The 25,555-nt window shown below is 71.4% G+C and carries 22 protein-coding genes; 12 read left to right on the forward strand and 10 right to left on the reverse strand.

All coding sequences use genetic code 11. From position 1 onward, the window contains the following. Positions 1-224: 224 nt before the first annotated feature. Entirely contained in the window at positions 225-2,705 is a 2,481-nt protein-coding gene (locus ACFW2Y_RS22385) for a plasma-membrane proton-efflux P-type ATPase (protein ID WP_384881958.1), read from the reverse strand. Between the two features lie 239 nt (positions 2,706-2,944). On the opposite strand from ACFW2Y_RS22385, the gene ACFW2Y_RS22390 reads away from it, so the two are divergent. Together ACFW2Y_RS22390 and ACFW2Y_RS22395 are read left to right on the forward strand one after the other, a co-directional pair. Beyond that, on the forward strand, positions 2,945-3,169 hold the full coding sequence (locus tag ACFW2Y_RS22390; protein ID WP_384881961.1) for a hypothetical protein: 225 nt from the start codon (positions 2,945-2,947) through the stop codon (positions 3,167-3,169). Further along, positions 3,166-3,915, forward strand: a complete 750-nt coding sequence (locus tag ACFW2Y_RS22395; RefSeq protein ID WP_384881964.1) for an ABC transporter permease subunit — start codon at positions 3,166-3,168, stop codon at positions 3,913-3,915. Before ACFW2Y_RS22390 ends, ACFW2Y_RS22395 begins: the two co-directional genes overlap by 4 nt. Before the next feature lie 314 nt (positions 3,916-4,229). Here ACFW2Y_RS22395 and ACFW2Y_RS22400 read toward each other — a convergent pair whose 3' ends face one another. From ACFW2Y_RS22400 to ACFW2Y_RS22415, 4 genes are all read right to left on the reverse strand, one after another. Then, positions 4,230-4,787, reverse strand: coding sequence for a DUF664 domain-containing protein (locus tag ACFW2Y_RS22400; protein ID WP_384881967.1), 558 nt, complete (start codon positions 4,785-4,787; stop codon positions 4,230-4,232). Positions 4,788-4,876: 89 nt separating this feature from the next. Continuing rightward, positions 4,877-5,491: an RNA 2',3'-cyclic phosphodiesterase gene (thpR, locus tag ACFW2Y_RS22405; RefSeq protein ID WP_384881970.1), complete on the reverse strand. Its 615-nt coding sequence runs from the start codon at positions 5,489-5,491 to the stop codon at positions 4,877-4,879. Positions 5,492-5,706: 215 nt separating this feature from the next. Then, positions 5,707-6,300: a DUF4328 domain-containing protein gene (locus ACFW2Y_RS22410; protein ID WP_384881973.1), complete on the reverse strand. Its 594-nt coding sequence runs from the start codon at positions 6,298-6,300 to the stop codon at positions 5,707-5,709. 179 nt (positions 6,301-6,479) lie between these two features. After that, a complete protein-coding gene (locus tag ACFW2Y_RS22415; RefSeq protein ID WP_384881976.1) occupies positions 6,480-7,184 on the reverse strand; it encodes a TetR/AcrR family transcriptional regulator in 705 nt (234 codons plus the stop codon). A 163-nt stretch (positions 7,185-7,347) separates the two neighbouring features. On the opposite strand from ACFW2Y_RS22415, the gene ACFW2Y_RS22420 reads away from it, so the two are divergent. The 6 genes from ACFW2Y_RS22420 (at position 7,348) to ACFW2Y_RS22445 (ending at position 16,165) form a co-directional block, all read left to right on the forward strand. Further along, a complete protein-coding gene (locus ACFW2Y_RS22420; protein ID WP_384881978.1) occupies positions 7,348-8,859 on the forward strand; it encodes a flavin-containing monooxygenase in 1,512 nt (503 codons plus the stop codon). Between the two features lie 53 nt (positions 8,860-8,912). Further along, positions 8,913-9,872 carry a diiron oxygenase gene (locus ACFW2Y_RS22425; protein ID WP_384881980.1) on the forward strand — a complete coding sequence of 320 codons (960 nt, stop codon included), beginning with the start codon at positions 8,913-8,915 and terminating at the stop codon, positions 9,870-9,872. A 36-nt stretch (positions 9,873-9,908) separates the two neighbouring features. After that, positions 9,909-11,582, forward strand: a complete 1,674-nt coding sequence (locus tag ACFW2Y_RS22430; protein WP_384881983.1) for an FAD-dependent oxidoreductase — start codon at positions 9,909-9,911, stop codon at positions 11,580-11,582. A gap of 234 nt (positions 11,583-11,816) precedes the next feature. Beyond that, positions 11,817-14,174, forward strand: coding sequence for a collagenase (locus ACFW2Y_RS22435; RefSeq protein WP_384881986.1), 2,358 nt, complete (start codon positions 11,817-11,819; stop codon positions 14,172-14,174). A 90-nt stretch (positions 14,175-14,264) separates the two neighbouring features. Further along, positions 14,265-15,224 carry a proline racemase family protein gene (locus ACFW2Y_RS22440; protein ID WP_384881988.1) on the forward strand — a complete coding sequence of 320 codons (960 nt, stop codon included), beginning with the start codon at positions 14,265-14,267 and terminating at the stop codon, positions 15,222-15,224. Beyond that, positions 15,221-16,165 (forward strand): ornithine cyclodeaminase family protein, encoded by a 945-nt coding sequence (locus tag ACFW2Y_RS22445; RefSeq protein WP_384881991.1) that lies wholly within the window; start codon positions 15,221-15,223, stop codon positions 16,163-16,165. The genes ACFW2Y_RS22440 and ACFW2Y_RS22445 overlap by 4 nt, the downstream gene beginning before the upstream one ends. A gap of 62 nt (positions 16,166-16,227) precedes the next feature. On the opposite strand, the gene ACFW2Y_RS22450 is transcribed toward ACFW2Y_RS22445, so the two are convergent. From ACFW2Y_RS22450 to ACFW2Y_RS22470, 5 genes are read right to left on the reverse strand one after another with little or no spacing between them, the layout of a single operon-like run. Beyond that, the gene (locus ACFW2Y_RS22450; protein ID WP_384881994.1) at positions 16,228-17,211 is read right to left on the reverse strand and encodes an ABC transporter ATP-binding protein; all 984 of its coding nucleotides are present in this window, start codon (positions 17,209-17,211) and stop codon (positions 16,228-16,230) included. After that, on the reverse strand, positions 17,208-18,212 hold the full coding sequence (locus tag ACFW2Y_RS22455; protein ID WP_384881997.1) for an ABC transporter ATP-binding protein: 1,005 nt from the start codon (positions 18,210-18,212) through the stop codon (positions 17,208-17,210). Before ACFW2Y_RS22455 ends, ACFW2Y_RS22450 begins: the two co-directional genes overlap by 4 nt. After that, positions 18,212-19,198: an ABC transporter permease gene (locus ACFW2Y_RS22460; RefSeq protein ID WP_384882000.1), complete on the reverse strand. Its 987-nt coding sequence runs from the start codon at positions 19,196-19,198 to the stop codon at positions 18,212-18,214. Before ACFW2Y_RS22460 ends, ACFW2Y_RS22455 begins: the two co-directional genes overlap by 1 nt. Next, entirely contained in the window at positions 19,195-20,127 is a 933-nt protein-coding gene (locus ACFW2Y_RS22465; RefSeq protein ID WP_384882003.1) for an ABC transporter permease, read from the reverse strand. Before ACFW2Y_RS22465 ends, ACFW2Y_RS22460 begins: the two co-directional genes overlap by 4 nt. 30 nt (positions 20,128-20,157) lie before the next feature. Next, complete coding sequence (locus ACFW2Y_RS22470; RefSeq protein WP_384882006.1) at positions 20,158-21,900, reverse strand: ABC transporter substrate-binding protein; 1,743 nt, start codon at positions 21,898-21,900, stop codon at positions 20,158-20,160. A 218-nt stretch (positions 21,901-22,118) separates the two neighbouring features. On the opposite strand from ACFW2Y_RS22470, the gene ACFW2Y_RS22475 reads away from it, so the two are divergent. From ACFW2Y_RS22475 to ACFW2Y_RS22490, 4 genes are all read left to right on the forward strand, one after another. Further along, positions 22,119-23,276, forward strand: a complete 1,158-nt coding sequence (locus ACFW2Y_RS22475; protein WP_384882009.1) for an NAD(P)/FAD-dependent oxidoreductase — start codon at positions 22,119-22,121, stop codon at positions 23,274-23,276. 49 nt (positions 23,277-23,325) lie between these two features. Continuing rightward, entirely contained in the window at positions 23,326-23,640 is a 315-nt protein-coding gene (locus tag ACFW2Y_RS22480; protein WP_384882012.1) for a (2Fe-2S)-binding protein, read from the forward strand. Continuing rightward, positions 23,621-25,090: an NAD(P)/FAD-dependent oxidoreductase gene (locus ACFW2Y_RS22485; protein ID WP_384882015.1), complete on the forward strand. Its 1,470-nt coding sequence runs from the start codon at positions 23,621-23,623 to the stop codon at positions 25,088-25,090. The genes ACFW2Y_RS22480 and ACFW2Y_RS22485 overlap by 20 nt, the downstream gene beginning before the upstream one ends. A gap of 285 nt (positions 25,091-25,375) precedes the next feature. Continuing rightward, a partial coding sequence (locus ACFW2Y_RS22490; RefSeq protein ID WP_384882018.1) for a dihydrodipicolinate synthase family protein occupies positions 25,376-25,555 on the forward strand: 180 nt, incomplete at its 3' end.

Genomic DNA, 25,555 nt, shown 5'->3' on the forward strand with positions numbered 1-25,555 from the left:
CGAGCGTGGCAACATAGGTGACCAACGTGAAGCCTCTGGTTCAACGGACGATCTTGTGAGAGAGACCTGTCCTACCAGGGGCTTCACGCCTGTCCGCGCCCGGGACCCAGCCGCTCGATCCATCCCGAATCGAGTGGTTCACCCAGCTTCGCGAAGATAATTTCGCTGAGAAATCCTCAGTGGGCCACCCGAGACTGGTGGCATGACCTGTCTGCGGGGCGGTTTCATGGCTGCTGCGGTGCGGGGGCCGAGGCGTGGTGGGGGTGGTGGTCGAGCCAGCGGTGTGCGGCAACTTTGACGCGGTCCTCGACCAGGAACCAGATCAGCGCGTATCCCCAGACGGCGGCGGCCCAGCCCCAGCCGAGCGGGGTCATCAGGGTGCCGTAGACGGCGATGCAGGTGGCGATGAGCTGGGTTCCGATCACCGCGCCGAGCAGGATCGGGGCCGGCGCGGGGCGCGTCCAGAACGGGCCGCGGGTGCGTGTGACGAAGATCGTCAGATGGCCGGAGACGGACAGCTTCAGGTAGATCAGGGTGCGGATCAGGTCCCGGTCGAGGCTGAAGACGGTGTCGGCGAGGGCGAAGAGCAGGAAGGTCTCGGCCACGCCCATCAGGCCGATCGCGGTGGCGATCGTTAACACGGTGCGCATGTCCCAGGCCGCAGGCTTGTCCGCGCCGCGCACGTGGTCGTAGGCGATGGACAGGATCGCCCCGTCGTTGAGCAGCGCCAGGAACACGATCATCACCGGGGTGACGGGGAAGAAGTTCACCGCAGTGATCGCCAGAGCGATCAACAGCAGGACCCGGATGGTCTCGGCGATCCGATAGGTGGCGTAGCTGACCATGCGGGCGAAGATCTCCCGCGCCTGGCGAATGGCGTCGACGATGACAGATAGGCCCGGGGCGAGCAGGACCACGTCGGCCGCGGCGCGGGCGGCATCGGCGGCGCCGGCCACCGCGATCCCGGCGTCAGCCTGCTTCAGCGCTGGCGCGTCGTTGACGCCGTCACCCGTCATGCCCACGATGTGGCCACCGGCCTGCAGCAGTTTCACGATCTGGTATTTGTGCTCGGGGAAGACCTGCGCGAACCCGTCTACGGACTCCACACATGCCGCCGACGCCGACTGCTGGTCCGGCTCCTCCTGCGGTGCGGAGGCACCGAGCTTGTCGGCTGCCTGGATGCGCTCGCCGAGCCCGATCCGGCGGGCGATCTCTCGGCCGATCGCGACCTGGTCACCAGTGACCATCTTCACCTGAAGCCCCAGCGCGCGGGCCGCGGCGACGGTGGCGGCCGAATCATCCCGGGGCGGGTCGGCCAGCGGCAGAATGCCCAGCAGCCGCCAAGCGCCCGAGGCGTTGGTGCGTGCCACTCCCAGCGAGCGGTAGCCGCGGGAGGCGAACTCCTCGACTACCGCACCCACCTCCTGCACGGCGGGATCACCGGCGCACAGGGAGGCAATCACCTGCGGTGCCCCTTTGCTGACCTGGAACCGCCCGCCACCCTGCACGGCTACGGTGACCTCGGTGCGCTTGGTGACGGGGTCGAACGGGACGAACTCCACCACCTCCTCGCCGCTCGGCACCCCTTGGGGGGCAGCGGCCAGGACGGCTAGGTCGATCGGGTCGCGGTCCTCCGCCCGGGAGGCCAGCACCGCCGCGCCGAGCATGTCGGACCGGTCGACGCGCGGCGCGGTCCATGGGGTCGCCACCGCGAGCCGGTTCTGGGTGAGAGTGCCGGTCTTGTCCGAGCACAGCACGTCGATACCGCCCAGTTCTTCCACCGCGGGCAGGTGAGAGACAACGGCCTGACGGCGAGCAAGCTGGCGGGCGCCGACTGCCATGGTCACCGACAGCACCGCAGGCAGTGCCACCGGCACCGAGGCGATGAGGACGACGAGCGCGAACTCCAGCACGGTCAGCACCGGGTTGCCGCGCGCCACCGACACCGCCACCGTCAACGTCACCAAAGCGAGCGCAGCGACGATCAGGTACTGGCCGATCTTGATCACCGCGCGCTGGAAATGGCTGACCGTCCCCGCTGCCTGCACCAGTGCGGTGGTGCGGCCGAAGAAGCTGGCCGCCCCGGTGGCATACACCACCGCGTCGGCCTCGCCGCGCACCACCACCGCCCCCGAATACAGCACGTCCCCGGCGCCCCGGCTGACCGGCAGCGACTCGCCGGTCAGTGCCGACTGGTCCATCTCCATCCGAGCCTCGCCAAGCAGACGGGCGTCCGCGGGCACCACGTCCCCCAGCCGCACCCGCACCACATCACCGGGCACCAGCTCCCGCACGGGCACGGTGGTCCACACCGTGTCCCGCAGTACCCGGGCTGTGGTCGCCAACCGCTGCTTGAGCGCAGCAATCGCGCCTGCCGCCTGGTGTTCTTCAGCGAATGCCACCCCGCCGTTCATCGCCAGCAGCACACCGATGATCACCGCGTCGGTCCAATGCCGCACCAGCAGCGACAGCACCAGGGCGATCTCGATCATCCACGCGATCGGCCCCCAGAAGTACCCCAAGAAGACCAACAGCGCACTACGGCGTTCTTCGACGATCTCGTTCGGCCCCACCCGCTCTAGCCGCTCGTGCGCCTGCCCGCTGCTCAGCCCGCGCGCGGAGGCATCCAACGCGGCGAACACGGCGGGCAACGGCGCCTGTGCCAGCTCCACCGCGGGCGGTACGTGCCGGTCCGCATCGCTCACAGAGGTCGGCCTTCCTCTACACGATCCGTGCCACGGACGATCACGGCCTCTTGTAGTCGCACCGGCGGCCGGATCGTCGTGCCGAAGGTCGTGATCGCCACGGATCTGTCCCGCCTTCCTCAAAGGTGTCTCCTCACAGCCTGGCCGCGCAGACCTTCACATGCCAGCACCTTCAAGAGTGTCGGCAAACAACCGTCTGCCGACACTCGGACCCGTGATCACGAACCCGCAGGTGGGCAGTGTCGGCAACTCGGGTCTTCAAAGTTGAGTTGCTGCGGGTGACCCCCGCTGCGGGCTTCGCCGTCCAGCAGACCCTGCCCCGGTACGCGCAGGTGCTCAGCGTGTACGAGCCGTCGACCGGCTACTACCCGTTGGCACCGTGGGTCGGCCTCGCCGTGCCGTGTGGATACGCCGTGCTCGCCTTCGGCCTGGCCGTGGTGCGGCTGCGCGGGAGGGACGCATGATCCTCCGGGGCGGTACACCGCGCACGGAAACGGCGCACGGTGTGTGGTGGGGGCACTTCGGCGGCGCCCTGCGCGCCGAATGGACGAAGCTGCGCACCGCAGGGGAAACGGGCGGGTTGCTCCTCTGCGCCGTCGTGCTGACCGCGGCCGGCGGCGCCGCCGCCCAGGCGGTCATCGCCGTCTTCGCGGTGCTGGCCATCAGCGGTGAGTACGGCACCGGGACGATCCGCACCACGCTCATGGCGGTGCCGAACCGTCTCGCCGTCCTCAGCGCCAAGGCAACGGTCCTCACCGCGGTGGTCCTGGTCTCCGGGGCGGCTGCCGTTCTGTGTTCCCTGCTCCTCGGCCGTCACCTCCTGCCCGCCAACGGATTCACCGAGGCCCACGGCTATGCGCCGCTGTCCTTGGGGGACGGCCCGACCCTGCGCGCGGCCGTGGGCTCGGTCGTCTACCTCGTTCTGATCGGCCTCGGCGTGGCGACGGCGGTGCGGGAAGCGGCGACCGCCATCGGGATCGTGCTCGGGTTGCTCTACCTCTTCCCGGTCGTCATCCAGGTGGTCAACGATCCGGAGTGGCAGCGCCACCTCCAGCAGGTCTCGCCCATGGCAGCCGGACTCGCAGTCCAAGCCACCGTCCGTCTCGAAGAGTTGCCCATCGGTCCGTGGAGCGGTCTGGGCGTGCTCGCGGGGTGGGCCGCGGCCGCACTGTTGGTCGGCGGCCTGCTGCTGCACGGGCGCGACGTATAGCCGGAGCGAGCGCAGCGGCTCCGGACCCCGACGGCTCTGGGCACGGACCGACGAGCCGGAAGGCCGTGCGGTCCGCGTCCTCCCCGGTGGTGCTGACCGGCGACGGCCGGCCGGTGAGCGCTCCCGGCCCGTTGCTCGTGCGGATCGCGTGCGAGGCCACGGGCTGTCGGCCGCATGCGGTGCGAACGCCCCTCGGTACGAACGCCCCCGGTACGAACGCCCCCCGGTGGGTGGAAGGCGAGGAGGTGCCGAGGCGTGCTTCTCGGCCGGCGGGTCGGGACGGACCCCGGTCGGCGGTGGTACCGCAGGTCCCGCTACTGACCGACCCTCCCGTCGACGCATTCGCGCAGCAGATCGGCGTGTCCGCAGTGACGGGCGTACTCCTCGATCCTGTGCACCATCAGTTCCCGCACCGCGATCCCGTCCTTGGGGAGCCGCCCGCTCAGGTCCGGATGGCGGGCGAGGGCCGCGTCGGCAGCGGCCTGCTCGCGCTCCAGGTCGGCGTACGAGGCGTCGACCACGGCCCGGTCGGCCACTGCTCCGTGGAAGTCCGCGTCGCGCTCGCCGTACACCTTCGGCAGCGGTTCGCCGGTGATCCAGGTGATCCAGTCCCGTTCCACCTCGGCGAGGTGCCGGATCAGACCGAGCAGCGACATCGTCGACGGGGGGACGGACCGTCGGGCCAACTGCTCCGGGGTCAGGCCCTCGCACTTCATCCGCAGGGTCATGCGGTATCCCGAGAGGAAGTCCAGCAGCGTCGCGAGCTCGCCCTCCGGACGGTCGTCCCCGTTCTCGCGCGGGTCTTCACCCGGGTCGGCCCACATGTCGGGGTACAGGGTCGCTCGGCTCCAGCGCGTGGGTTGATCATCCATGTGGTCATGATCGTGCAAGACGGCCCGAACCGGCCACGCAATTGTTCGCCCCGACCCTTGGGGGCGTACTCGTGAGGGGCGCCGCACGGCTAATGCCGGGCGAAGGGCCAGGCCTCGATGTCGCGGTAACGGATCGGACCCGGACCGCGGCCGTAATTGCTGCCGACGAGGTGGAGGCGCTCGGCCGACCACCGGCGGCCGGTGAAGCCGGCGAGCTCGGCAGCCGCCGTGACCACGGAGTCCGGATCGTCGCGGCGGGCCCTGGCGAGCGTCAGATGGGGGCGCAGCGGCCTGTCCTCGAAGGGAATGCCGCAGTCCTTGACGGCGGCCCGGACCGTGCCGGCGAGCTCGTGCAGTCCGTCGAGGTCACCGGCGATCCCGCTCCACAGCACCCGGGCGTCGAAGTGCCCGCCACCCCGCAGTTCCAACTCCACCGGGCCCCGGGCCGCCGCGATCCGTGCCAGTGGCGGCTGGAGGAGCGGAACGGTCTCGACCGGAAGTTCGCCGAGAAACGCCAGGGTGATGTGCCAGTCCTCGATCCGGTTCCACCGCATGCGGGGATGCGCCTCGTACGCGGGGCCCAGTTCCTGCGCGAGTTCGGCCTTCGCGTCGTCGGGCGGGGCGAGCGCGATGAACAGGCGTACGGTCGCCGTCCGCGTCGCGTCATCAGCGGCCCCCTCGCCGTGTCCGGGAGCCTCAGCCATGTTCCGTTCCCCACCCGTGTGCGTTCCGCGGTCGTCCGGGTCGAGCGTACGCGGTGTTCCGGGTGCCCCGGACCGTGCCCCGGGCAGCTCACTGCACCATGCCCGCAGTGCAGGGACACGGCGTCCTACGGGCGCGTGGCCGGGCCCTGACGGCCCTTCCGCGTGGCCCTTCACGGGGGGTGCACGTCGGGGGCGGGGCTCCGTAGGGGGCCGGCTCAGGTCATGTTCAGATAGGGGAGGGGACCTGCGGGCTGACCGGAGGTGATGCGGCGGATGACCGCGATCGCCAGGATCGAACACAAGGCCCCGATGCCGCGGTCCACCGGGTTGTCGTACTCGGCGTGGTGGAGCACCAGGATGTGGACCGCGGCCGAAACGGGTCCGTCGCAGAGCCAGACGAACCACCAGGCGTTGATCAACCAGGTGTCGCGGGGCTCGCCGCCGGCGCGCCGGACGTCAAGGGCGATGCGACGCGGCACCCACCACATGGCGAGCGGAATGATCCACGCGCCGAGGGCGAAGCCCGGGGCGTACTTGTGGGTGCCGGGTGCGAGTACTTCGGCGTTGCAGCGACAGCGGTGGAACCAGAACAGGAACGAGATCCAGCTCGCGATCTGGAGGCCTCCGAGGGTGGCCCCCCAATCCTCGTGCCAGGGTGCGTCGGGACCGGTCAGGACGATGGCGGCGTCCACGAGGCCCAAGGTGGCGATCAGGCTCGTGGCGACCAGGGCGGGCCCGGAGGGGTCGCGGAAGAGGTAGCGGGGGCCGCGGGCGGCCGCGGGCCCCACGGGCAGGTTGTATCGGTTCACTGGGCCTTCCCCCGTACTGCCGCCGTGCTCGGGTGGAGCAGCGGTGATCACCAACCTCGGCATGGTAAGTGCCCACCGGCGGTGCGCCAAGGGGGCGGTGAGCACGACGCGCGCCCCCGGGCCTGCCGCGCCCACCGGTCGTCGAACGGGAGAGGCCTCCATGGACGCGGCGCACGCACTCACCGGGCCGGGAACGGCTCCGCGACGGCCGGCCCGACCGGTTGGTCCGCGTCGAGTGAGATTCCGATGCGTGGGGTGGCACCCGAGAGCACGCCCCACAGGGCGTCGCTCAGGAAACGGGTCAGTTCGTCGAGGGAGCTCCGTGACTCGGGGTGCGCCGCCCACTGGTTCACCACCCCGTCGACCAGGCCGACCATGCCGAAGGCCAGGTTGCGGGTGAAGCCCGCAGGGGGGCGTCCGCCGCCGAGCAACTGCCGGCCGTAGGCGTCCAGGACCCCTGCCAGGTGGAGGGCGATGGCGGTGCGGGTCCCCGCTGCCGCGTGTGAGCCGGTGGCGAGGAACTGGTGGAGGTGCGGGTGTTGCGCCACCCAACCGACGTAGGTGGCAGCGGCGTGTTCGATCGCTTCCCCGACTGTGCCCTTCGGGTCGAGGGCGGGGGACAACGAGGCCATCAGGTCGGCGGTGATGCGCGCGCGGATCTGCTCGTCGAGGTCCTCACGGCTGCGGAAGATCCGGTAGACGACGGAGCGCGGCATCCCGGCTTCGGCGCCGATCGCGGCCACGCTGACGGTGGTGCCCTCGCGGCCGATGACGGAGAGGGCCGCGGTGAGCACCTGGTCGCGACGTTCGGCGCGGTGACCGGTCCAGCGCGTGTCGCGACCGTCGGGGCGCCGGTCCTCTGGTGCGTCTTTGTCCTCGGCCACGGCGTGGATCGTACCCGCGTAGGGGAGGAGGTGGCGTCGCAGGGGTGGTGCAGGTCACGTTACCGTCGGTATCTTGGACGCGGTGATACAGGTAAATTCCGATCCCGGCATTGACCCCGGGGGACAATGCGCACCGCCACGACCGGCCGTAGAGGGGATGGACATGGAGAACCGGCACGTCGACGTGCTGATCATCGGAGCGGGGCTGTCCGGGATCAGCGTCGCCTGTCACCTGCTCGCCGGAAACCCCGGGACCACGTACGAGATCATCGAGCGGCGCTCCGGAATCGGCGGCACCTGGGACCTGTTCCGCTACCCCGGCATCCGCTCCGACTCGGACATGTACACCTTCGGCTACGGCTTCCGTGCCTGGCACGGCACCAAGGTCCTCGCCGACGGCACGGACATCCGCCGCTACATCCGGGAGACCGCGGAGGAGCACGGCGTCACCGACCACATCCGCTTCGGCCGCCGGGCCGTGCGGGCCGACTGGTCCGGTGACGAGGGCCGCTGGACCGTGGAGACCCTCGACGAAGCCACTGGTGAGACCCACGTCCTCACGGCCCGGTTCCTCGTCGGAGCCACCGGCTACTACGACTACGACGGCGGCCACCGACCGCAGTTCCCCGGCGAGGAGCGCTTCCGGGGCACCCTCGTCCACCCGCAGCACTGGCCCCGGGACCTCGACCACACCGGCAAGCGCGTGGTGGTCATCGGCAGCGGTGCCACCGCCATCACCCTCGTTCCCGCGATGGCTCCCGAAGCCGCGCACGTGACCATGCTCCAGCGGTCTCCCACGTACGTCATGGCGCTCCCCGCGGACGACCCCCTCTCGGTGCTCCTGCGCAAGCTGCGCGTTCCGGCCGGGGTCGTCCACCGCCTCGGACGCGCCCGCAACATCGCGATGCAGCGCGGCCTGTACGCCCTGTGCCGCAAGGCCCCCCGCCTGATGCGCAAGGTGCTGCTCGGCGCGGTCCGGGCGCGGCTCGGCGGCGATGTCGACATGCGCCACTTCACCCCGTCGTACAAGCCCTGGGACCAGCGACTGTGCGTGGTGCCCGGCGGCGACCTCTTCACGACCCTCAGGAACGGGAAGGCCTCCGTGGTCACCGACCACATCGAGACGTTCACCGAGACCGGCGTCACGGTCGGGTCCGGCGAAGAGATCCCGGCCGACATCGTGGTCACCGCGACGGGCCTGCGCATGCAGCTCGCCGGCGGCATGGAACTCACCGTCGACGGAACCCCCGTCGTCACCCGCGACCGCCTCCTCTACAAGGGCGTGATGCTGGACGGCGTTCCCAATCTGGTGATGATCATCGGCTACACCAACGCCTCCTGGACGCTCAAGGCCGATCTCGCCGCCGCCTACGTCAGTCGGCTCATCGACCACATGGACCGGCACGGCCTCACCGCCGTCACCCCCGTCGCGACCGAGGCCGACCGCTCCCAGATCTCCGTCATGGGCGAGTCCCTGACGTCCGGTTACATCGCGCGGGGCGACGCCATCATGCCGCGCCAGGGCACCCGTGACCCGTGGCGCATCCGGAACAACTACTACCGCGACCGTCGCGCCCTGCGGCGCTCCCCGGTCGCGGATCCCGCGCTCCGCTTCGACCGCGCGGCCCCCCACGGGCGGTCCGCGCCCCCACAAGACCGGACCGCGGCTGTCTGAAGCCGCTCCGGTCGTCCGCCCGGACAACCGACCGCGAGAAACCGAGGACGAAGATGACCAGCGTGCAGGACTATCACGAGAGGCTCCGGACCCTGTCCGAGGCCTCGGTGCGCATCCACTTCGACGCTTTCACCGACATCGACTGGGACCACCCCGACTTCGCGATCGACCCTGCCGACGCCCGCTGGGTGCTCCCCGCCGCCGACCCGCTCGGCGGTCACCCCTGGTACCGGGAACAGCCGTTGGAGGTGCGCACCAGGATCGGGCTGTGGCGGTACGCCAACATCGTCAAGGTCGGCATGCAGTTCGAGAACGTCCTCATCCGCGGGGTGATGGACTACCTCTTCGCCCTCGGCAACCAGAACCCCGAGTTCCGCTACCTCACCCACGAGGTCACCGAGGAGTGCCACCACACCCAGATGTTCCAGGAGTTCGTGAACCGCGCGGGCGCCGACGTGCCCGGGGGGCGCCGCTCCTTCCGCGTCCTCAGCCGTTTTCTGCCGCTCGCGGGCTCGCTGCTTCCCGAGTCGTTCTTCACCGGCGTCCTCGCCGGCGAGGAGCCCGTCGACCACCTCCAGAAGGCGATCCTGCGCGGTGGCGGGGACGTCCATCCGTTGATGCGCCGGATGATGCAGATCCACGTCGCCGAAGAGGCCCGCCACATCTCCTTCGCCCACGAGTTCCTGCGCGTCAAGGTCCCGGGCTACGGCAGGGTGCGCAGGGGGGCGCTGTCCGTGGCCTTCCCGGTCATCATGCGGGTGCTCGGGGACGTCATCATGGTGCCCGACCGGAAGACCGCCGAGACGATCGGGGTGCCCCACTGGGTCATCAAGGACATCTTCTGGAAGTCCCCCGACGGCCGGAAGATGCTGCGCGACCTCTTCTCCGACGTGCGGATGCTCGCCGAGGACATCGGCCTGATGAACAAGACCTCCCGGCAGGTGTGGAAGGTGCTGCGCATCGACGGCCGCCCGTCGCGCCACCGCGGCGAACCCGCCCCGTACGCCGCCTGACGAGCGCCGTCCCGCCGGTCCCGTGAACGGAGAACCATGACCTACGTCGTCACCCGCTCGTGCTGCGCCGACGCCTCCTGCGTGCTGGCCTGTCCGGTCAACTGCATCCATCCCGCCCCCGGTGAACCGGGCTTCGGGAAGACCGAGATGCTGTACGTCGATCCGCGCACCTGCGTCGACTGCGGCGCCTGCACGACGGCCTGTCCGGTGGGCGCGCTCAAACCGCACACCCGACTCACCGAAGCGGAGCTTCCCTTCCTCGACCTCAACCGCGCCTACTACGAAGCCCATCCGCACGGGGACCGCACCCCGATGGCCTTCGTCCCCGCCCCACGCCGCCTCTCGGGATCCGAGTTGCGGGTCGCCGTCGTCGGTGCGGGGCCGGCCGGACTGTTCGCCGCCGATGAACTGCTCCGGCACCCCGGGGTGACCGTCACCGTCTACGACCGGCTGCCCACGCCCCACGGGTTGGCGCGGGCGGGGGTCGCGCCCGATCACCAGGACACCAAGCAGGTCGCCCGGCTCTTCCGGGCCGTCGAGGGCCAGCCCGGCTTCTCGTACCGACTCGACACGGAGGTCGGGCGGGACCTCCAGCATGCCGATCTGGTCCGCACCCACCACGCCGTGCTCTACGCCGTGGGTGCCGCCACGGACCGCCCGCTCGGCATCGACGGCGAAGGGCTGCCCGGCAGCGCCTCCGCCACCGACTTCGTGGCCTGGTACAACGGCCACCCCGACCACAGCGGCGCTCGCTACGCCCTGGACGGCGAGCGGGCGGTCGTCATCGGCAACGGCAACGTGGCCCTGGACGTGGCGCGCGTGTTGACCGCCGACCCCGAGTCCCTGGCCCGTACCGACGTCTCCGACCCGGCGCTGGCCGCGCTCCGCACGAGCCGCATCCGCGAGGTCGTCCTCCTCGGACGCCGCGGGCCTGCCGAGGCCGCGTTCACCCTTCCGGAACTGCTCGCGCTCGCCTCCCTCGACGGGGTGGACGTCCTGGTCGAGGAGTGGCCGGCGGACGTTCCGGCGGACGCCAGCCCCAAGACCGAGGTGCTCGCCCGACTCGCCGCCCGAACCCCGGTGCCGGGGCGGCGCCGCATCGTCCTGCGCTTCCGGACGCGCCCGGTTCGGATCGTCGGCGGCGACCGGGTGGCGGGAGTGGTCGTGGAGCGGAGCACACCCCCGTACGGCGGATCGGCGCGGGAGGCGTCCGACCCCGACGGCGGCACCCCCCGGACCACGGAGAACGCGGGGGCGACCGAGACGATCGAGGCCTCGCTCGTCCTGCGGGCGATCGGCTACCGGGCACGCCCCGTGCCGGGACTCCCGTTCGACGGGACCACCGGCACCGTGCCCCACGAGCGGGGGCGGGTGGAGCCGGGCGTGTACGTGGCGGGCTGGATCAAGCGCGGTGCCTCGGGGTTCATCGGCACCAACAAGTCCTGCGCCCAGGAGAGCGTGTCCGCGCTGCTCGACGACTTCGAAGCCGGACTGCTCGCGGCCCCCGTCGACGGGGGCGCGACGCACGACGCTCCCACGCGCGGGGTCGACCTCGAGGGTTGGCGGGCGATCGACGCCGCCGAGCGCGCCGAGGGCGTTCTCCAAGGGCGCCCCCGCGTCAAGCTCGTCGACAGGGAAGCCCTGCTCGCCGCAGCGGGATGCCGATCCCGAGACGGGGGCGTCCCGGCTTCCCCACGCGTCACCCCGTAGCCACGAGGGACGGGGCCAGGGCGGACTGCCGGGGCCCCGTCGTGCGCGCAAGGGGGGCGCTGCGGTGCCTGCCGGTGGGTCACGGGAACTGAGGGCGCTCAGGGGCTTGTCAGTGCAATTTCACATTACTATGTTACACCGCACACGGCTTGATGAACGCCCGTCATACGCCGTGCGAACCCGACCAGTTCGCCCACCCATCCCCACACCCACCCCCCATCAGCAGGAGTTCCGTTGTCCCTCAACAGACGTGTGCGCTCGTCCCTGCTCTCCTCCGCCATCGCCGTCACCCTCGTGTCCTCCGCCGGACAGGCGGGCGCTTCCGCAGCGGGTGCGGACGCCCGGACCGCGCCGGTCACGGCCCCCGCCGCAGCGCCCGGTGCGCCGGCCCCGCAGGCGAAGCCGGGTGCGAACCCCTTCGACGAGGTCGAACACCGCGCCTCCGCCCCGCGCGCCACCTTCGGATCCGCTCCCGCGCCGGGCGGGCTCGCCACGGGCCGCGTCCCCGGTCGGGCCCCGGCCCGCACCGCCGCCCGCACCCTCGCGGTCACCGCCACCAGCACCGGTGTTCCCTGCACGCTCGACGGCATCACCAGCCTCGCCCCCGAACGGTTCGCCGACTTCCTCGCGGACCCGGCCGTCACCGCCGACGGCTGCCTGTCCGGCCTGATCTGGACCTGGGACGCCCGGCTCGCGCCGGTCATGTCGGACGCCCACGTGCAGGCCGTCGCCCGCCGCATATCGAGCCTGGCCGCCTCGCACGACGGGCGGAACTCCTCCCACCTGGAGGAGATGTTCACCTATCTGCACGCCGTTGCGTACCACGACTTCTCACGCGACGAGATCGACACCACCGACGCCCCCACGGTGGACGCGGTCCGCCGGGCCGTCGCCGACTTCGGTGCCGCCGCCCGCACCTTCGACGTCACGAAGAGCAACGCGAACACCCTGCGCGAAGCGCTCTACGCGGCGAGCGCCCCCGGACTGCGCCAGCACCAACTCGGCTTGATCGAGAAGGTCCTGGCCACCATGGACCCGTCCCACACCACCACCCACCTCGACCCGGCCTGGGCGGGCGCCGCGCTCGCCGGGCTCTCGGTCAACTACCTCGGCATCTACCCCGGCAACCAGGACGCCGCCTTCCACACGGCGGTCGCCGCCGACCCGGCGTACCGCGCGACCTTCAAGGCCTTCGCCGGGTACGGCCACCTGAAGGGCACCGCCAACAGCTGGGTCGCCCGCGACGCGATCAGCGAATACGGCCGCTTCGGCCAGGTCGACGGCCTCCGGGACGGCGTCGTCGCGGACCTCGGCGGCATGCTCGACACCGCCGTCGCCTCCTTCGGGCAGGGCAGCGAGCAGTGGGCGAAGGTCGTCTCGTGGCTCAACCACTACGAGGCCTGCGAGCCGTACGGCGTGTGCAAGGAGGACATCGAGAAGCAGCTCTTCCCGTACACCTACACCTACGACAACGGGGCCATCAAGGTCCGCACCGCGCTCGACCGGGCCACCGTCGACCAGCTTTACTACGCGAGCAAGCAGGTCAAGGCGCAGTACCACCGCGTCCTCGGCACCGACCAGCCGCTCGCCGGGGACGACAACACCACCCTGAACATCGTGCTCTACGCCTCCCGCGCGGACTACGAGAACTACCACCCCGTCCTCACCGGCATGGGAACCAACAACGGCGGCATCTACATCGAGCGCGGCGCCACCTTCTACACCTACCAGCGGCGCGTCCCGCAGGACTCCTCCCTCACCCTCGAAGAACTCTTCCGCCACGAGTACACCCACTACCTGAACGGCCGCTTCGCCGTCCCCGGCTTCTTCGGCGAGGGCCCCTGGTACCAGGGCGACCGCACCACCGCCATGGACGAGGGCACCGCCGAGTTCTTCGACGGGGCCACCCGCGACGACGGCATCGCCGTCCGGAAGTCCCTCGTCAAGAGCATCATCAACGACACCGCCGGCGGCGGCCCCCGCATGAACGTCCGTCAGATCCTCAACGCCACCTACGACGGCGACGGGTTCCGCTTCTACAGCTACGCCGGCACCTTCTTCGAGTTCCTGTGGACCGAGAGGCCCTCCCTGCTCCGCGAGATGTACACCCACCTGCGGGCCGACGACGTGGCCGGGTACGACGCGTGGCGCGACCGGCTCGGCTCCGACACCGACGTCCAGCGCGCCTACGACCGCTTCCTCGACGCACAGATCGCCAAGGTCGACCAGCTGTACGTGCCCGACACCACCTACACCCCCAACGGACAGCTCCGGGACTCGGCGCTCGCGTCCGTGAAGTCCTCCTTCGCCACCGCCACCTACAACACCCCCGACTGCGTGGAGAACGGCGACCCCGGCAAGCGCCGCTTCATCTGCACCGGCCGGATCACCGCCAACCTGTCCGACTGGGCCAGTGAGGACCAGAACTTCAAGGACATGTCCGAGACCGTCGACTACTTCATCCTCGACCGGGCCGGCGCCGCCTCGAACAACCTCGCCGACATGAACTGCAGCTTCGGACCCATCGACATCTGGTCCACCAAGGTCGCGGGCACGTCGAGCTACCGCTGCGAGGGCCCCCTCCGCAGCTGACCGTCCCGCCCGCCGGGTCGGTCCCTCCACGGGGGAGGGACCGGCCCGGCACCCGCATGCCCGTCACTCTCCGCCCGGAGGCCGTACGTCGTGAGCACCACCCCGCACCCCGTCCGCACCACCGACTACCACACCGCAGGCGAGCCCTTCAGGATTGTCGACCGGGGCCTGCCCGCGGTCCCCGGCGACACCGTGGCGGAGCGCCGCGCCCTCGCGCCCCGTCTCGACCCCCTCGACCGGCTGCGCCGCCTCCTGGTCCAGGAACCGCGCGGTCACTCCGGCATGTACGGCGGGTTCGTCGTGCCGCCCGACGACGACGGAGCCCACTTCGGCGTCCTGTTCTGGCACAAGGACGGCTACTCCACCGCCTGCGGCCACGGCACGATGGCGCTCGGCGCCTGGGCCGTCGACACCGGACGCGTGGCGGCGCCCGACGACGGTGACGTCCCCGTGCGCATCGACGTCCCCTCGGGCCGGGTCACCGCCACCGTCCACCGGGCCGCCGGGCGCACCACCGGGGTCACCTTCCGCAACGTTCCGACCCGCGTCCTCGCCCGCAAGCTCCCCACGACCACGTCCCTCGGCACCGTCGAGGTCGACCTGGCCGATTCCGGCGCCTGCTACGCCTCCCTCCCCGCCCGCGCCCTGGGCCTGGACACCACCCGGACCTCCCTGCCGGCCCTCGTCCGGGTCGGACGAGAGGTCCGCGCTGCCTTCCCGGAGCACGACGTCTACGGCGTCATCCTGTACGAGGAGCTTCCCGACACGGCCGCCGGCCCGCGCCAGCGCAACGTCACCGTCTTCGCCGACGGACAGATCGACCGCTCGCCCTGCGGTTCCGGCACTTCCGCCCGGCTCGCCCTGCTCGGCGAGGACGGGCGCCTCGGCCCCGGAGACACCCTCACCCACGAGTCGGTCGCCGACACCGAGTTCACCGGTCGGCTGTTGGCCGGAGGCATCACCGAGGTCACCGGCGCCACCCACCGCACCGGCACCCACAGCTTCGTCCTGGATCCGCACGACGACCTCGGAACGGGATTCCTCCTGTGACCGGCCCGACCGATCTGCTCCGGATCGACGCCCCGACCATGAGCCGCCTGCTGTCCCCGGCGGCGGCCGTCGACGTCCTTGCCGACGCCCTGCGCGCCGGGTTCGACCCCGAGGCCGCCCCGTCCCGCAGCGCCGTACCCGTCCCGGCCGGGGAACTCCTCCTCATGCCGGCGGCCTTCGGCGCCCATGCCGGAGTGAAGATCGCCGGGGTGGCCCCCGGCAACCCGGCCGTCGGCCTGCCCCGCATCACCGGCTCGTACCTGCTCCTCGACGGCACCACGCTCCAGCCCCTCGCCCTCCTCGACGGCGCCGCACTGACCGAACTGCGCACCCCGGCGGTCTCCGCGCTCGCCGTGCGCCACCTGACACCGGGCGGACGGCCGCTGCGCCTGGTGCTCTTCGGTACCGGACCCCAGGCGTACGGCCACCTGGAGGCCGTCCGGGCCGTGCGCGAGGTCGCCGAAACCGTCGTCGTCGGCCGCAATCCGGTCGCCGCGCGCGCCCTCGCCGGCTATGCGCGGAGCCTCGACGTGCCCTCCCGCACCGGTACGCCCGACGAGGTCGCCGCGGCCGACCTGGTCGTGTGTTGCACCACGGCCCGCACCCCCCTCTTCGACGGCACCCTGATCGCTTCCGGTGCCGCCGTCGTCGCGGTCGGCTCGCACGAGGCATCGGCCCGCGAGACCGACACCGCCTTGGTGACCCGCGCCGAGGTGTACGTGGAGGCCCGGACCGCCGCCCTCCGCGAGGCCGGTGACCTGCTCGTCCCGATGGCCGAGGGCGCGATCGGAGCGGACCACGTCACGGGGACCCTCGCCGATCTGGTGCACGGCCGCCGCACCCCGTCGACCGTCCGGCCGCGCTTCTTCAAGAGCGTCGGCATGGCCTGGGAGGACCTCGCCGTCGCCACGGCCCTGTACACGGCGGTCCGCTCCGGCTGAGCACGTGCCGATGCCCCGGTCCCGCGCGGTGAGTTCCGGGGGGCCGGGGCATCGACGTGTGGTCAGGAGCCCTCGGGGAAGTGGCAGGCCGCCTCGCGGGCCTCCCCGGCGGCGACGACCCGCAGCAGCGGGGCCTCGGTGCGGCAGATCTCCCGGGCCTTGGGGCACCGCGGGTGGAAGGTGCACCCGGGGGGCGGGGCGGCAGGGCTCGGGGGGTCGCCCAGCAGCGTGATCCTCTCCCGGGCCCGCTCGGCCGCCGGGTCGGGCAACGGCACGGCGGAGAGCAGCGCCCGCGTGTAGGGGTGCGCCGGCGCCGTGTACACCCGTTCCTTGACGCCGATCTCCACGATCCGGCCGAGGTACATCACGGCGACCCGGTCGCAGACCCGCTTCACCACCGAGAGGTCGTGCGCGATGAAGAGGTAGGCGAGCCCGAGCTCCCGCTGCAGTCCTTCCATCAGGTTCACGATCTGGGCCTGGACGGAGACGTCGAGCGCGGAGACGGGCTCGTCCGCGACGACCAGGCGGGGACCGGTGGCCAGCGAGCGGGCGATTCCGATGCGTTGGGCCTGGCCGCCCGAGAACTCGTGCGGGTAGCGGTCGATGTGCTCCGGGATCAGCCCGACCAGGTCCATCAGCTCCGAGGCCCGCCGCCGGGCCTCGGCGGCCGATGCCCCTTGGACGAGCAGGGGATCGGAGATGATCCTGGCCACGGTCTGACGGGGGTTGAGGGAGGAGTGGGGGTCCTGGAAGACCATCTGCAGATCGCGGCGGAGCGGCTTCAGCTCCCGCTGGGACAGATGGCTGATGTCGCGCCCGTCGTACGAGACGGATCCGGCCGTGGGTTCGAGGAGTCGAACGATCATGCGTCCGGTCGTGGACTTGCCACAGCCGGACTCGCCGACCAGGCCCAGGGTCTCGCCCGCGACCACGTCGAAGGACACGCCGTCGACGGCCCGTACGGGAGACGAGCGGGCCCGACGCCCCGGGAAGGTCATGGTGAGGTCGCGCACGCTCAGCAGTGGCGGCGTGGTGGTCGTGGTCATGAGGGAACGCCTTCGTACGCGGGGAAGTGGCAGGCGACCGGATGCCCGTCCGGGCCGCCGAGCAGCGGGCGCTCGTCCGTGCAGCGGATCCGCTCCTCCGGAGAACCGGCCGAGGCCCGGGGACAGCGGGGAGCGAACGCACAGCCCGGTGCGGGGTCGAGGAGCGACGGCGGGCTGCCGGGGATCGCCCGCAGCGGTGCGTCGTCGTGGTCGTCGAGCCGGGGCAGTGAGTCGAGCAGCCCCCGGGTGTAGGGGTGGGCGGGCGTCGCGAAGAGCGAGTCCACGGGAGCGTGTTCGGCGGCCCGGCCGCCGTACATCACCAGGACGTCGTGGGCCACCCGGGCCACCACCCCCAGGTCGTGCGTGATCATCACGATCGCGAGCCCCCGCTCCTCCTGGAGGCGGGCGAGGAGCTCCAGGATCTGGGCCTGGACGGTGACGTCCAGGGCGGTCGTCGGCTCGTCGGCGATCAGCAGGTCCGGCTCGCAGGCGAGCGCCATCGCGATCATCACGCGTTGTCGCATCCCGCCGGAGAACTGGTGCGGATACTCACCGGCGCGGCGCTGCGGCTCCGGGATGCCGACTTCGCCGAGCGCCTCCACGGCCCGTGTGCGGGCGGCTGCGCGACGGGAACCGAAGTGGACCCGGTGGTGCTCGGCGATCTGCTCCCCGACGGTGTAGTACGGATGGAGGCTCGACAGCGGGTCCTGGAAGATCATGGCCATCCGCCGGCCGCGCAGCCGGTTGAGCTCCGGCTCGGGGAGGTCGAGCAGTTCGCGTCCGTCCAGGGTGACGGAACCGGTGACCTCGGCGCCGGTGTGCAGTCCCATCACGGCGAGGGAGGTCACCGACTTCCCGGAGCCGGACTCGCCGACGATCCCGAGGGTGCGCCCCCGGTGCACGTCGAAGGAGAGCGAGTCGACCGCTCGGACGGGGCCGCGCTTGGTGGGGAAGGTGACCGTCAGGTCCCGTACCGACAAGAGGGGGGAGGATGCGGCCATCAGTACCTCACTCGCGGGTCGACGACGGCGTACAGCAGGTCGACGACCAGGTTGGCGACGACGATGAAGGTGGCGGCGAGCAGGGTGACCCCGAGGATGACGGGCTGGTCGCCGCTGGACAGGGCGCCGTAGAAGAGACGTCCGATGCCCGGGAGCCCGAAGATGGACTCCGTGATGACGGCGCCGGCGAGCAGACCGCCGAGGTCCATGCCGAAGATGGTCAGGATCGGCGTCATGCCCGCACGGAGTCCGTGCTTGACGACCACCGTGCGGCGCGGCAGTCCCTTGGCCCGCGCGGTCCGGATGTACGGCTCCGCCATGGACTCGATCATCGAACTGCGGCTCTGACGCGCGTACATGGCCGCGTAGAGGACGGCGAGCGCCAGCCAGGGGAGCAGCAGGTTGGTGGCCCAGGAGACGGGATCGTCACCGAAGGGCACGTACTGCGGGTAGGGCAGGAGCCCGGTGACCCGGATCAGTCCGTAGATCAGCAGCACCGAGGTGAAGTAGACGGGCAACGAGGCGGCGGCCACCGCGCCGACCATCAGGGCCCGGTCGGTGAGCGTGTCCTTGTGCAGTGCGGCCGTGACGCCCGCGGAGAGTCCGAGTAGCAGCCAGATCGCGGCGGCTCCGACGGCGAGGGAAGCGGAGACCGGGAGCCGGTCGACGAGCAGGTCCCACACGCCCTCGCTGTTCTCGTACGAGTAGCCCAGGCACGGGAAGTCACAGTGCAGGGCGTACTGGCCGCTGCCCATCGTGCGGCCGGTGAAGATGCCGGTGACGAAGTCGGTGAACTGCCGCCACAGCGGCGCGTCCAGGCCCATGTGGGCGCGGATCGCCTCCAGGCGTTCGGTGCTGCAGGCCTTGCCGCAGGCCGCGGCGGCGGGGTCGGAGGGAAGGACGTAGAAGATGGTGAAGGTGACGGCGGCGACGGCGAGGAGGACGCCGAGCACGCCGAGGAGCCGGCGCCCGAGGTAGAGGATCACCTGCGGCTCCCCCGCGGGTCGAGGACGTCCCGCAGCGCGTCCCCGAGGAGGGTGAACGCGAGCACGGTGAGGAAGAGACAGAGGCTCGGGACGGCGAAGTACATGGGGTCCGTGTCGTAGTAGGAGACGCTCTCGGCGATCATCTGGCCCCAGGAAGGGGTGGGTGGGCGAACGCCGACGCCCAGGTAGCTCAGGGCGGCTTCGGTCGCGATCATCCCCGGGACGATCAGCGTCGTGTACGCGATGACCGGCCCGGCGACACCCGGGAGGACGTCACGGGCGAGGATCCGCCAGGGCCCCGAACCGCCGACCCGGGCGGCGTCGACGTACTCGCGGTGCTTGAGGGACAGGGTCTGACCGCGGACGACCCGGGCGATGCCGGGCCAGCCGAAGAGGCCGATGACGGCGGTCATGAGCACGATGCGGTTGACGTCCCGGGCCACCGACATCATCGCGATCATGAAGATGAGGGAGGGGAAGGACATGGTGAGGTCCATCAGCCGGGAGAGCACGGTGTCGGTGCGACCGCCGAAGTAGCCGGCGGCGATGCCGGCCGCCGTGCCGACGGCGACCACGATCGCCGTCGCCGCGAAGGCGATGAGGAGGGAGACCTGGGCGCCGTGCACGACCCGGGCGAACAGGTCGCGGCCGGTGACGGGTTCGACGCCGAGCCAGTGCTCCGCCGAGACGCCGCCGAGCGCTCCGATGGGTTGGCCGCCCAGATAGGGGTCGACGGCACTCTTGTCGAACTCCTCCGGTCCCCAGCCACCCAGTGAGCTGATCAGCGGGGCGGCGACGGTCATCAACACGAAGAGGGCGACCACGGCGAGCGAGAGCTTCACGGATGTGCGGCGGCGCAGCTCGGTTCGGACGAGTTGCCAGGGACCGCTCCCCGCCCGGGTGGGAGGGGAGGTCGAGGTGGTGGTCATGGGGTGTGGGCTTCCTTCGGTCCGTCGGCCTCAGCCCTGGCTCTTCGTCGGGTCCTTGAGGCCGACCGTGGCGTAGTCGATCTGACCGCCGAAGGAGGTGTGGCCGAAGGCGCCGGCGATGTTGGTGCCGAGCAGCAGGGGCTGGCGCTCGATCACGACGGGCATGGTCGGGGCCTTCGCGAGGATCTCCCCGTCCAGTTCCTGCCAGGCCTTGTTCGCCTGGGAGCCGTCGGTCATCGCGGCGATGGCGTCCATCCGCTGCATGGTCTCCTCGTCGCGGAAGAGGGAGTGGTTGCCGGAATTGCCCTTCTCCTTGATGTAGCGGCCGTCGAAGACGAAGGGGAGGAAGGTCGAGCCGGAGGGGAAGTCGGGGCACCAGCCGCTGTAGACGAGGTCCGTGCGGTTCTTGGTGTCGCCGATGGTGTCGTAGAAGGCGGAGGGGTCGACGGTCTCGATGGTGACCTTGATCCCGGCCCGCCCCAGGGACTGCTGGATGGCCTCGCCGACCGACTTGTCGCCGTTGGAGACGGTGATGCTGGTCGAGAAGCCGTCGGCCTTGCCCGCTTCCTTCAGGAGCTGCTTGGCCTTCTCCACGTCACCGGTGAGCGGGATCCCGAGGGTGTCGGGCTGCTTGCCGCCGAAGAGGGAGCCCGGCATGAGCGCGGTCGCCGGGTCGTTGAGCGCGGGGCCGCCGGAGGCGGTGAGGACGGCTTCGCGGTCCAGGGCGTACTGCACGGCCTTGCGGACCCGGACGTCGTCGAAGGGGGCGCGTCCGGTGTGCATCTGCACCATTTCGGTGCAGCTGGTGGACTCGGCGAGGAGCCGCGCCTTCACCTCGGGCTTGGTGAGGACCTTGGGGGTCGATTCGGGGCGGAGCTTGGTCCAGGCGACGGAGGAGGCGTCGGTGCCGCTGGACGAGATGAGCCGGTCGTCGATCTGATTGGCCTTGAGGCCCATGACGACGACGATCCGGTCGGGGTACGCCTTGCGCACGGCGTCGCTCTTCGGGTCCCAGTGGGTGTTGCGGACGAGGACGAGCTTCTTGTCGCGGGCGTACGATTCGATCTTGTACGGACCGGAGGAGAAGGGCCGGTTGTCGTACTGGGGCCCCTTGTCCTGGGACTCGGGGACGGGAGCGAAGGTGGGGAGCACGGTCGCGTAGGGGAACTCGGCGAACGGCTTGCGGAGTTCGAAGACGATCGTGCGGTCGTCGGGCGTCTTCACGGAGTCGAGGTGCTTGCCCTTCGCCGGCCCCTGGTACCCCTCGGCGCCGACGAGGTAGCGGGCCGCGTAGTCGGGGCCGCCGGGCAGGTCGGGGGAGAAGGACCGCTCCACGTTGTACTTGACGTCCTGGGCGGTGACGGGCGATCCGTCCTCGTACTTCAGGCCCGGCTTGAGGCGGAAGGTCCAGGTCTTGGCCCCGTTGGAGGAGGTGCCGAGGTCCTCGGCGAGGTCGGGCATCAGCTCCCCGCCCTTCGCGCCCGGCTCCGCCTTGTACGTGAGCAGGGTGCGGTAGAGCAGCCGGGTGCCGAAGTCCATGTCTCCCATCACCCAGTTGCGGGCCGGATCGAGGTGGCTGAAGTCCTGGTTGGACAGGACGGTCAGGGTGCCGCCCTTCTGGGGGGTGCCGCCGACGACCGTGCCGTTGGTGGAGGTGGCCGGGTTCTTCTGCTCGGGGTTCCCGGCGGTCTTCTGTCCGTCGGAACAGCCCGTCGCGCCGAGGGCGAGGGTCGTCACCAGGGCGATGGCCAGGGTGTGGGTGCGCTTGTTCATGAGTGGTCACTCCGGGGTGCAGCAGTCGGACAGCCGGCGTCGGCTGGAATGTGACCGGTAACATAGTAATGTGAAATTGTACTGACAAGGCGTGGGGAGCTCCGTTACTCATCCGTGTCCGGAGGGTGGCGGGACCTCGGAAGTTGCGCTGTGATGCTCGCCGAAGGAGGGGTGCGAGAGGTCTTGGCAACGTGAGTGCAATGTGAAATATTACTGACGTGCCCACGAGAAACACCACCGATGTCATCGTCGTCGGCGCCGGCGTGGTCGGCGCGGCCTGCGCCCATTACGCCGCCCGAGTCGGGCTCTCCGTCACCGTCGTCGACCGGGGTTCCGTCGCCGGCGGCACGACGGGAGCGGGTGAGGGAAACCTCCTGGTCTCCGACAAGGAGCCGGGGCCCGAGCTCGAACTCGCCCAGATCGCCACCGCCTTGTGGCGCGAACTCGCCGAACGGCTCCCGCCGCAGATCGAGTACGAGGGCAAGGGCGGCCTCGTGGTCGCCTCGGACGAGCCCGGGATGCGCGCGCTGCGGGACTTCGCGGCGCGCCAGGAGAAGGCGGGCGTCACCACCCGGGAAGTCCCGGCGGACCGGCTCCACGACCTGGAGCCCCACCTCGCCCCCGGCCTGGCGGGCGGCATCCACTACCCGCAGGATGCCCAGGTGATGCCCGCCCACGCCGCCGCCCGTCTGCTGCGCGCAGAGCGCGAGCGGATCCGGCTGAGGTTGGGCGAAGAGGTCACCGCCCTGCTCACCGACTCATCGGGACGGGTGCGCGGCGTGCGGACCTCGGCCGGTGAGATCCACGCCCCGTACGTGGTCAACGCCGCCGGCACCTGGGGCGGCGCGATCGCCGAACTCGCGGGCGTACGGCTCCCCGTCATGCCCCGCAGGGGTTTCGTCCTCGTCACCGAGCCGCTGCCGCGCGTCGTCCGGCACAAGGTGTACGCCGCGGACTACGTGTCGGACGTGGCCAGCGGCTCCGCCGCGCTCCAGACCTCGGCGGTCGTCGAGGGCACTCCGGCGGGTCCGGTCCTGATCGGCGCGAGCCGGGAGCGGGTCGGCTTCGACCGCACCCTCTCCACCGAGGTCCTGCGCCGCCTCGCCCTCGGGGCCACCGCCCTGTTCCCGGCCCTCGGCGCCGTGCGGGTCATCCGCACGTACCTCGGCTTCCGCCCCTACCTGCCGGACCACCTGCCCGCGATCGGACCCGATCCGCGCGCCCCCGGCCTCCTGCACGCCTGTGGTCACGAAGGGGCGGGCGTCGGACTCGCCCCGGTGACCGGACGGATCGTCGCGGCGTGCTTGACCGGCGCCCAGCCACCCCTCGACATCCATCCGTTCCGGCCGGAACGGTTTGCCGAGCGGGCGGGCTGAACCGGCTCCGCACGCCAACGTCATCGTCACCGTCCCGAGAGGAGGGCCCGTGGCCCGCACCCCCGCCGAACTCGTCGGCGCACAGCCCGATCCGCCGTTCGAGATCACCTTCGACGGCCGTCGCGTCACCGCCCTGCCGGGGCAGACCGTCGCCGCAGCCCTCTGGGGCGCCGGCATCCTGGCCTGGCGCACCACCCGGGACGGTGGCCGGCCGCGCGGCGCTTTCTGTGGCATCGGGCAGTGCTATGACTGCCTCGCCACCGTCAACGGCGAACCCAACCGGCGCGCCTGCCTGGTCCCGGCCAGTCCCGGCGACACGATCACCACACAGGAGGGGCACGGCCGTGACCGTCTTGCCGTCTGAACCCGGTGCGCAGCACCAGGAGTACGACCTCGCGGTCGTGGGTGCCGGGCCCGCCGGACTCGCCGGGGCCGTCACCGCCTCCGAACTCGGCCTCTCCGTCGCCCTCCTGGACACGTCCGCCCAGACCGGCGGACAGTTCTACCGTCACCCCGCACCCGCACTGGGGGCGGTGCGCCCGGAGGCGCTGCACCACGACTGGTCCGCCTACTCCGACCTCCGGCGGCGCCTCCACGGGAGCGACGCCGTCCATTTGGCCGGCCATCACGTGTGGTCCACGGTCCGTGAACCGGACGGAAGTTGGACGGTGCACGCGGTCACCGGCACCGACGGGAACGGCGAGCGGCCTGTTCGGGTCCGGGCGCGCGCACTGCTCCTCGCCACCGGCGCGTACGAGCGTCAACTTCCCTTCCCCGGTTGGACCCTGCCGGGGGTCGTGGGTGCCGGAGGGGCGCAGGCCATGCTCAAGTCCGGACTCGTCCTCCCGGGCCACCGGGTCGTCGTGGCGGGCAGCGGTCCGCTGTTGCTCGCCGTCGCCTCCTCGCTCGCCGCGGCGGGAGCGCAGGTGCCGGCCGTGGTCGAGGCCGCCGGCTATCTGCGTTACGCCCGCAACCCCCGGGTGCTGCTGAGTAACCCGGGCAAGGCGGCCGAGGCCCTGCTGCACGGTGCTGCGCTGCTCCGTCACCGGGTGGGAGTCCGGCTGCGCAGTGCCGTCACCGAAGTGCACGGCGCCGGCCGGGTGGAGGGCGTCACCGTCACCCGCCTGGACGCCGACTGGCGTCCCGTGCCCGGAACCGGGCGCCGGATCGCGTGCGACGCCCTGGCCGTCGGCCACGGTCTCGTGCCCCAGACCGAGCTGGCCACGACCGTCGGCTGTGCCACCCGGCCGCTGCCCGACGGAACGCGGGGGCTCGTACTGGACGACCTCCAGGAGTCCTCGGTGTCCGGACTGTGGGCGGCCGGCGAGACGGGAGGGGTGGGTGGCGCAGAACTCGCCCGCACAGAGGGTGAGTTGGCGGGACGTGCCATCGTCGCGCGGCTCCTCGGTCGCCGCTCGGGCGGGGGTCGGATCGCGGAACTCCGCCGCCGTCGGGACCGGATGCGCACCTTCGCCGACCTGATGGCCGCGGCACACGCCCCCGGCCCCGGCTGGACCGACTGGCTCACCGACGGCACGGACGTGTGCCGTTGTGAGGAAGTCTCCGCGGGGCGCGTCCGGGAGGCGGTCGCCGAACTCGGCGCGGGGGACGCGCGGACCGTCAAGCTCCTCACCCGGGCCGGCATGGGGTGGTGTCAGGGGCGGATGTGCGGCACGGCCGTCGCCTGCCTCGCGGCGCGGGACGGCGAACCGCCCGTGGAACGACGCCCGCTCGCCGCGCCGGTCCGACTCTCGACGCTTGCCGCGCTCGACGGGGCGGCCGATCGGGAGGCCGCCTCTCCCGAAGCGTCCTAGGCGTGTGGCGAAGGCGCCTTCCGGCCTGCGCTGTCCGGCGCCCGCGCCGAGTCGCCCGAGTGCGTAGGGTCCCGCGGGCGGTCCTCCGCGCCGCGCTTGCGCACCGGCCGCCGCGGGCCCCGGCCCTCCGGGCGGGCGGGAGCTCCCTTCGAAGTGCACCCCGGGCCGACGGGAGACCCGTGTGGACCCCTCTTCTTCTTTCCCCTTCTGTAAAATGTCACACACCATAGAAAGGTCGTTGACGTGACCACCACCTGGAACACCGACCGTCCCTGGCGCGGCATCATGGTCGCCACCACCCTCCCCTTCCGCGAAGACCTCTCCGTCGACCACGACGCCTACGCCGAGCACGTCGCCTGGCTGGTCGCCAACGGTTGCGACGGCGTCGTCCCGAACGGCTCCCTCGGCGAGTACCAGACCCTCACCGACGCCGAGCGCGCCCAGGTCGTCCGCACCGCCGTCGAG

Source organism: Streptomyces sp. NPDC058877 (genome assembly GCF_042742855.1).
Lineage (GTDB): Bacteria > Actinomycetota > Actinomycetes > Streptomycetales > Streptomycetaceae > Streptomyces.